Origin of the sequence: Segeticoccus rhizosphaerae (assembly GCF_009192725.1) — a bacterium.
GTDB lineage: Bacteria > Actinomycetota > Actinomycetes > Actinomycetales > Dermatophilaceae > Segeticoccus > Segeticoccus rhizosphaerae.
Window position 1 is genome coordinate 1 of the sequence record NZ_VOHR01000192.1, and the last position, 7,442, is coordinate 7,442.

General features: G+C 71.6%; 6 protein-coding genes and 1 pseudogene. 4 read left to right on the top strand and 3 right to left on the bottom strand.

The genetic code is table 11. The features are described 5' to 3' along the window. Together FRW57_RS23285 and FRW57_RS14375 are read right to left on the bottom strand one after the other, a co-directional pair. Positions 1-278: pseudogene (locus tag FRW57_RS23285) on the bottom strand (hypothetical protein); the annotation flags it as partial. After that, the gene (locus tag FRW57_RS14375; protein WP_238999437.1) at positions 275-991 is read right to left on the bottom strand and encodes a peptidylprolyl isomerase; all 717 of its coding nucleotides are present in this window, start codon (positions 989-991) and stop codon (positions 275-277) included. The gene FRW57_RS14375 and the pseudogene FRW57_RS23285, both read right to left, overlap by 4 nt. 247 nt (positions 992-1,238) lie before the next feature. Here FRW57_RS14375 and FRW57_RS14380 point away from each other — a divergent pair, with 247 nt between their 5' ends. From FRW57_RS14380 to ald, 3 genes are all read left to right on the top strand, one after another. Further along, on the top strand, positions 1,239-1,934 hold the full coding sequence (locus tag FRW57_RS14380; protein ID WP_152186313.1) for an MBL fold metallo-hydrolase: 696 nt from the start codon (positions 1,239-1,241) through the stop codon (positions 1,932-1,934). 4 nt (positions 1,935-1,938) lie between these two features. After that, positions 1,939-3,267: a histidine--tRNA ligase gene (gene hisS, locus FRW57_RS14385; protein WP_152186314.1), complete on the top strand. Its 1,329-nt coding sequence runs from the start codon at positions 1,939-1,941 to the stop codon at positions 3,265-3,267. 96 nt (positions 3,268-3,363) lie between these two features. After that, entirely contained in the window at positions 3,364-4,479 is a 1,116-nt protein-coding gene (gene ald, locus FRW57_RS14390) for an alanine dehydrogenase (RefSeq protein ID WP_137120808.1), read from the top strand. 12 nt (positions 4,480-4,491) lie between these two features. Here ald and ligD read toward each other — a convergent pair whose 3' ends face one another. Continuing rightward, complete coding sequence (ligD, locus tag FRW57_RS14395) at positions 4,492-6,144, bottom strand: non-homologous end-joining DNA ligase (protein WP_152186315.1); 1,653 nt, start codon at positions 6,142-6,144, stop codon at positions 4,492-4,494. A 73-nt stretch (positions 6,145-6,217) separates the two neighbouring features. Here ligD and xerD point away from each other — a divergent pair, with 73 nt between their 5' ends. Then, entirely contained in the window at positions 6,218-7,165 is a 948-nt protein-coding gene (gene xerD, locus FRW57_RS14400) for a site-specific tyrosine recombinase XerD (RefSeq protein WP_238384568.1), read from the top strand. The last annotated feature ends 277 nt before the right edge of the window (positions 7,166-7,442 follow it).

The window sequence follows — 7,442 nt, forward strand, 5'->3', positions numbered from 1 at the left end:
GTGGGCACCGGGCCGGGTTTCGGCGTCGCGGCCGCCGGCTCGGCCGGCTCGGCGACCTGCTCCTGCTGCCGGGGCTGCGGCGTCTCCACCTCGACCTGCTCGGGCCGGTCAGCCTGCTGCGCCCGCTCCGGATCTTCCACCTGGTGCGCCCGCTCCGGCTCTACCTGCTCGGGCTGGTCCACCTCCTGCGCCTGCTCCGGCTGGTCCACCGGCTGCGGCTGCTCTGCCTGCTCCTTCTGGTCGACCTGCTGCTGCGGCTGCTCGGACACGTGACTCACGCCTTCTGCTCGGTGACAACGACCTTGAGGATGCTGATCGGCTGGACGGGCGAACCGTCCTGCGGGCTCTGCGAGCCGGGGGCGACTCCCTGCTGTGCGACCGCCTTGACGAGGTCGAGGCCCTCGGTTACCTTCCCGAAGATCGAGTAGCCACCGCCCTGCGTGGGCAGCGAGGTGTCGTCGTAGACGATGAAGAACTGGCCGCCGTTGCTGTTCGGGTCCTGGGTGCGGGCCATGGCGAGGGTGCCGGGCGGGTAGCGGCCGTCGGCCGGCGCGTTCTCGATGCCGAAGCCGTAGCCCGGGCTGCCCGATCCCGTGCCCGTCGGGTCGCCGCACTGCAGCACGAAGATGCCTGCCGTGGTCAGCCGGAAGCACGAGCTGTCGTCCCAGTAGCCCGCCTGCGCGAGCTGCTCGAAGGAGGCGACGGTCTGCGGTGCCCGGTCGGCATACAGGTCGAGGGTGATGTCGCCGCAGTTGGTGGTGATCGTGGCGGTGACCGTCGTGCCGCGCACGGAGGCCGGGTCGGGGGCGGCGTCGAAGGTCTGGACGTCGGTCGGCAGGGCCGGGGCCGGCGAGCACGATCCCGATCCGGTGGCGAGGCTGGCCGTCGTCGCCGACCCGGAGGCGTCCGCGCCGCCACCGCAGCCGCTGAGCCCCACTGCCCCTGCCGCGAGCCCGACGACGACCAGGGTCCGTAGGCGCGGGGAGGGCATGGACCGGGCTCCTTGCATGGATGCTGCCGGGGCGCGGAGCCCGGGCAGCGGACGACAGCTGGTGAACGAACACGGCCACCTGCGTGCGGGCGGCCGACGGCCAGTCTAGGCAGGGGAGTGGCTCCGGCGCTTCCCAAAAACGGTCACGACCTTGTGACAGTTGTGCGAGGACGACGACCTTCGGGCGGCGCCTGAGCCGTCGAGACCGTCTCCGCCGGGCCCGGCCGCCTGCCGTAGGCTCGCGACCGTGTTCACGCTCGGATTCCCTGCCGCCGCCTTCGGCACCAACTGCTACGTGCTCGCGCCCGGCCCCGGCCAGGAGTGCCTGGTGGTCGACCCGGGTGTCGGCGTGGAGGCCCAGCTCGGCGAGGTGCTGGCCGAGCACGGGCTGAAGCCCACCGCCGTCCTGCTCACCCACGGCCACCTGGACCACGTCTACTCCGTGACGCCGGTCTGCGGCGGCGTCCTCGGCGCCTACATCCACGGCGACGACCGCTATCGGCTGAAGGACCCGCTCGCCACGCTGGACCCCGGCCTCGTCGGCATGCTAGAGCAGCAGTTCGGGAGCAGCGCCACCTGGCAGGAACCGGAGGACGTGGTGGAGATGTCCGACGGCGAGCACCTCGAGCTCGCGGGCCTGTCGCTGACCGTGCGACACGCTCCCGGCCACACCGAGGGCTCGGTGATGTTCTCCCTGGGGGAGGTGCCCGACGGTTTGGCCGGTCAGGTCGACGTCGACGCCACCGTTCTCTCCGGAGACGTGCTCTTCGCCGGCTCCATCGGCCGCACCGATCTTCCCGGAGGTGACGGCAACGCGATGCAGCGCTCGCTGCGCGACGTCGTCCTCCCGCTGCCAGACAGCACGCTCGTCCTCCCCGGCCACGGGCCGGCGACGACCGTCGAGCACGAGCGCGCGACGAACCCATACCTGCAAGGACTCTGAGCCCATGGCCAAAGTGACGCCGATCAGCGGCTTCCCCGAGTGGCTGCCCGACGGCCGCATCATCGAGCAACGCTTCCTCGACGTGATCCGGGAGACCTTCGAGCTGCACGGCTTCTCCTCGATCAACACCCGCGCCGTCGAGCCCATCGAGCGGCTCGGCGCACAGGGCGAGGACGCCGACAAGGAGATCTACGCCGTCTCCCGGCTCGCCGGTGGCGAAGGGGACGCCCGCTGGGGACTGCGGTTCGACCTGACCGTGCCGCTCGCGCGCTACGTCCTCGAGCACGCGGGCAAACTCGCCTTTCCCTTCCGCCGCTACCAGATCCAGGAGGTATGGCGTGGCGAACGGCCCCAGGAGGGGCGCTACCGGGAGTTCACCCAGGCCGACATCGACGTCGTGGACGTCGGCGAGCTGTCGCCACACTTCGAGGCGGAGATGCCGCTGGTGATCGCCGACGTGTTCCGCCGGTTCCCGGTGGGGGACTTCGTGATCCAGGTCAACAACCGCAAGATCGCCAGCGGCTTCTACCAGGGCATCGGGCTGGAAGACGTCGCGGGCACGCTGCGCATCGTCGACAAGCTCGACAAGATCGGCCCCGAGAAGGTGGCGGCGCTGCTGGTCGAGGCGGGCGCCACCGACGAACAGGCCCGGCAGTGCCTCGCGCTCGCGCAGATCCGCACGCCGGACCTCGGATTCGTCGAGGCGGTGCGAGCGCTCGGCGTCGAGCACGCAGAGCTCGACCAGGGGCTCGAGGCGCTGGCGGCGGTGATCCGCACCGGGATGCGCAACGCGCCGGGGACGCTGGTGGCCGACCTGCGGATCGCCCGCGGCCTGGACTACTACACCGGCACCGTCTACGAGACTCAGCTGATCGGTCACGAGGAGTGGGGATCGTTCTGCTCCGGCGGACGTTACGACGCCCTGGCCTCGGACGGGAAGACGACCTACCCCGGGGTGGGGATCTCGATCGGGGTCACGCGGATCCTCGGGCTGCTGATCGGCAACGGGCTGCTCAGCGCGTCACGGTCGACGCCGGCCGCCGTCCTGGTCGCGCTCAACGACGACGAGTCGCGCGACGCCGCGGTCTCCGTCGCCACCGCCCTGCGGCAACGCGGCATCGCCTGCGAGGTGGCGCCGGCGGCCAGCAGGTTCGGCAAGCAGATCCGCTACGCCGAGCGACGCGGCATACCGTTCGTCTGGTTCCCGGGCAGGGACGGTGGCTCCGACGCAGTCAAGGACATCCGCTCCGGGGAGCAGCTCGACGCCGACGCCGCGACCTGGTCGCCGCCCGAGGAGGACCTCGTCCCGCAGGTGCTCCGGACCGACGGGTGAACAGACCTTGCGCCGACGCCGTGGGCCGTAGCATGGAGCGAGAGACCACGACCCCGCACGGGGGCCGTCCGAGGCAGGTTGAGGTGGTCACCAGATATGAGGATCGGGATCCCGCGGGAGATCAAGCCGGGTGAGTTCCGCGTCGCCATCACCCCGTCCGGGGTGCACGAGCTGAGCGCACACGGACACGACGTCTACGTCGAGGCAGGCGCGGGGGAGGGCAGCGCGATCACCGACGACGACTACGTCTCGGCGGGCGCCAAGATCGCCGACTCGGCCGACGAGGTCTGGGAGGCAGGCGAACTCATCCTCAAGGTGAAGGAGCCGGTGGCCGACGAGTTCCACCGGATCCGGTCGGGGCAGACGCTGTTCACCTACCTGCACCTCGCGGCCGACGCCGGGCTCACTCGTGAGCTGATGGACCGGGGGGTCACGGCGATCGCCTACGAGACGGTCGAGGAGCCAGACCACTCGCTCCCCCTGCTCGCGCCGATGAGCGAGATCGCTGGACGCCTCGCGCCCCAGGTGGGCGCCTACACGTTGATGCGGGCCCAGGGCGGCCGCGGCATCCTGCTCGGCGGCGTCTCCGGGGTCTACGCGGCCAAGGTCGTGGTGATCGGTGCCGGCGTCTCGGGCATGAACGCCGCCGCGATCGCCCTGGGCATGCAGGCCGAGGTGCTGCTGCTCGACCGCGACATCAGCAAGCTGCGCCGCGCCGACGCGATCTACCAGGGCCACTGCCAGACCGTCGCGTCCAACACGCTCGAGGTCGAACGAGCCATCGCCGACGCCGACCTGGTCATCGGTGCGGTGCTGGTGCCCGGCGCCCGGACGCCCTCGCTGGTCAGCAACGAGCAGGTCTCGCGGATGCGACCGGGCAGCGTCCTGGTCGACATCTCCATCGACCAGGGCGGCTGCTTCGAGGACTCCCGTCCGACGACCCACGACGACCCGACCTTCCGCGTCCACGACTCGGTCTTCTACTGCGTGGCCAACATGCCCGGCGCGGTGCCCCACACCTCCACCTATGCCCTCACCAACGTGACTCTCCCGTATGCCGTCTCACTCGCCAATGAGGGCTGGCGCGACGCTCTGCGGCAGGACCACGCCCTGGCCCAGGGCCTCAACGTGCACGCCGGCGCGGTGACCTGCCCGCCGGTGGCGCAGGCACACGGCTTCGACCTGACCCCGGTCGAGGACGTCCTCACCTGACCGGACCCCGCCTCACCGCAGGGTCGGAAGGCCCTGGTCGGTCGTCAGCGCACCGCGGAACAGGTCGCCGCGCGAGGCGAGCCGGTCCAGCACGGTGCGGAGGGTCCACCGGTCAGGACGGAGGTCTGGATCGTCCAGCTCGTCCCACGCGATCGGCGTCGACACCGGGGCGCCCGGTGCCGGACGCGTGCTGTAGGGCGCCACGAGCGTCTTGTTCATGGCGTTCTGGGTGTAGTCGAGCCGCGCGAGGCCCTTGCGTTCGCGCTTCTCCCACTTCCAGCTGACCAGGTCCGGCATCACCTGGCCGACGGTCTTGGAGACCTGCTCGACCCAGGCGCGGGTCTGGTCGAACGTCGGTCCGCGCCGGATCGGCACCCAGATCTGGATGCCGCGCCGCCCCGTCACCTTGGGGTAGGCGCGGATGTGCAGGTGCTCGAACGCGGTGCGGTGCAGCCTGGCGAGCACGAGCACCTCCTCCCACGACGTGCGTTCGCCGGGGTCGAGGTCGAACAGCGCGTAGGTGGGGTGGTCCGGCTCGTCGGTCCGCGAGGTCCACGGATGCCACTCCAGGCCACCGAAGTTCGCAGCCCACACCAGCGCCGCGGGCTCGTCCACCACCAGGTAGGTGCGCGTCTCGCCGGGGTCAGCGTCGGGGTTGTCCCAGCGCGGAAGCCACTCCGGCGCATGGCCGGGCAGCTCCTTGTGCCAGAAGCCCTTGTGGTCGGCGCCCTCCGGGTAGCGGTGCAGGTTCAGCGCCCGGCCGGAGAGGTAGGGCAGCAGCGTCGGCGCAATCTGGGCGCTGTAGCGAAGGAAGTCCCGCTTGGTGACCGGCTCCTCGCCCTCGCGGGCCGGAAAGAGGACCTTGTCCAGGTTGGTGACGCGCAGGGAGCGTCCGAAGATCTCCCACGTGCCCTGCCGGCCGAGGTCGTCCAGAGCGGTGAGCTCGTCGTCACGGGGCCACTCGACGGCCGCGGACTCGACCGCGACGGAGGCCTCCGCAGCCGGCAGGTCCGAGCGCCAGAGGCGTTCGGGGGAGGCCTTGACCTCCTCGTTGGTGCGTCCGGACAGGACCGAACGTGGGTGGTCCTCCGGGTCCCAGCCCTTGACGGCGTCGTCGTCGTGCTTGTGCAGCATCAGCCACTGCTCCTTGCCCGAGTCACCGTCCTGGCCGGGGCCGCCCCGCCGGACGAGGACGAACCGGCCACGCAGCTTCTCCCCGTGCAGGTCGGCGTGGAAGTCACCGGCCCGAACGGCCGCGGCCGGGTCGTCGGTGGCGTGCGGCTCCCAGGTGCCACGGTCCCAGACGATGACGTCGCCACCGCCGTACTCGCCCTTGGGGATGACCCCTTCGAAGTCCTCGTACTCCAGCGGGTGGTCCTCGACGTGGACCGCCATCCGGCGGACGTCGGGGTCGAGGGTCGGACCCTTTGGCACCGCCCAGCTGACCAGCACCCCGTCGATCTCGAAGCGCACGTCGTAGTGCAGCCGGCGCGCCCGGTGGCGCTGCACGACGAACCGCCGGACGCCTTCTGGTGCCGGTGGCGCGGCAGCCTCGCCCGACGGTTCGGGTGTCCGGTCGAACCGTCGCTTCTCCCGGTAGGTGGTGAGCGGCTCGTCCTGCCGGGCGTCGCGCCCAGCCGGACGGCCGCCTCGGGTGGCCGACATACCAGCACCTCCTGGTGGCCATCCTCGCAGCAGGTCGATCGCACCACGACCGGACGCGGATAGAGTCGGCCACGTGTCAGCGACCGGGGCCGCGCATCGCCTGACCGCCCTGGACCGGGCGGTGCAGGGATGGCTCGACCACCTGCGGGTGGAGCGTGGCGCCTCACCGCACACCATGACCGCCTACCGCAGGGACCTGCGCCGGTATGCCTGGTTCCTCGCCTCCCGGGGAGTCACCCGGCCCGAGGACGTGCGGGAGGAGCACGTCGCCGCCTTCCTGGTCTCGTTGCGCGAGGGGGGTCCCGAACAGCGCCCGCTGGCCGCGTCGTCGGCCGCCAGGACCCTGGTGGCGGTGCGTGGCCTGCACAAGTTCCTCGCCCTCGAGGGGGAGTCGACCGCCGACCCGGCAGGAGCGGTGGCGCCACCTCGACCCCCGCGTCGCCTGCCCAAGGCGATCTCGGTCGAGCAGGTGGAGCGGCTGCTGCAGGCCGCGAGCGTGGGCGACACCCCCGCGTCGTTGCGGGACCGTGCCCTGCTCGAGCTGCTCTACGGCGCCGGGGCCAGGGTGAGCGAGGCGATCGGGTTGGACGTCGACGACGTGGACCTTGCCCTCGAGGCGGTCCGGCTCTTCGGCAAGGGCAGCAAGGAACGGGTCGTGCCGCTGGGACGCTACGCGCGCGAGGCGGTCTCCGCCTACCTGGTCCGGGGTCGACCGGCGCTGGCCACGCGCGGCAGGGGGACCCCGGCACTCTTCCTCAACCAGCGCGGCGGGCGGCTGTCGCGCCAGAGTGCCTGGAACGTCATACGCGCTGCGGCCGACCGGGCCGACCTGTCCGGTCACATCAGCCCCCACACGCTGCGGCACTCGTTTGCCACGCACCTGCTCGACGGTGGCGCCGACGTGCGGGTCGTGCAAGAGCTGCTCGGCCACGCCTCGGTGACGACAACGCAGATCTACACGATGGTCTCGGTGCAGCAGCTGCGCGAGGTCTTCGCCCAGGCCCACCCACGCGCACGATGACCTGCGGGCCGACCTGCCGGCATCGGACGGCGACGAGCCGGGCCCTGCCTTGATGCAGGGACGCGGCCGCGACTAGTGTCGGACCGATCTGCGGGAGGCTGACCGAGTTGAGCGACGGTGGGAGTGACACGTCTGTGAGTGCCGAGGTGACCACGGAGGCCGAGGGCCCTGCTGCCGTCCCCACGGCGAGCGAGCCGGCGCCGCGGCCCTCGCACGACCGGCTCCCCGGGACCGAGAGCGCCGGCACGGGGCAGACCGGACCGACGGGACGGCCGCT

Excerpts from the sequence above, each read along its gene's own strand:
- ligD (WP_152186315.1), bottom strand. The coding sequence starts at position 6,144 with ATGTCGGCCACCCGAGGCGGCCGTCCGGCTGGGCGCGACGCCCGGCAG.
- hisS (WP_152186314.1), top strand. The coding sequence starts at position 1,939 with ATGGCCAAAGTGACGCCGATCAGCGGCTTCCCCGAGTGGCTGCCCGAC.
- ald (WP_137120808.1), top strand. The coding sequence starts at position 3,364 with ATGAGGATCGGGATCCCGCGGGAGATCAAGCCGGGTGAGTTCCGCGTC.
- FRW57_RS14375 (WP_238999437.1), bottom strand. The coding sequence starts at position 991 with ATGCCCTCCCCGCGCCTACGGACCCTGGTCGTCGTCGGGCTCGCGGCA.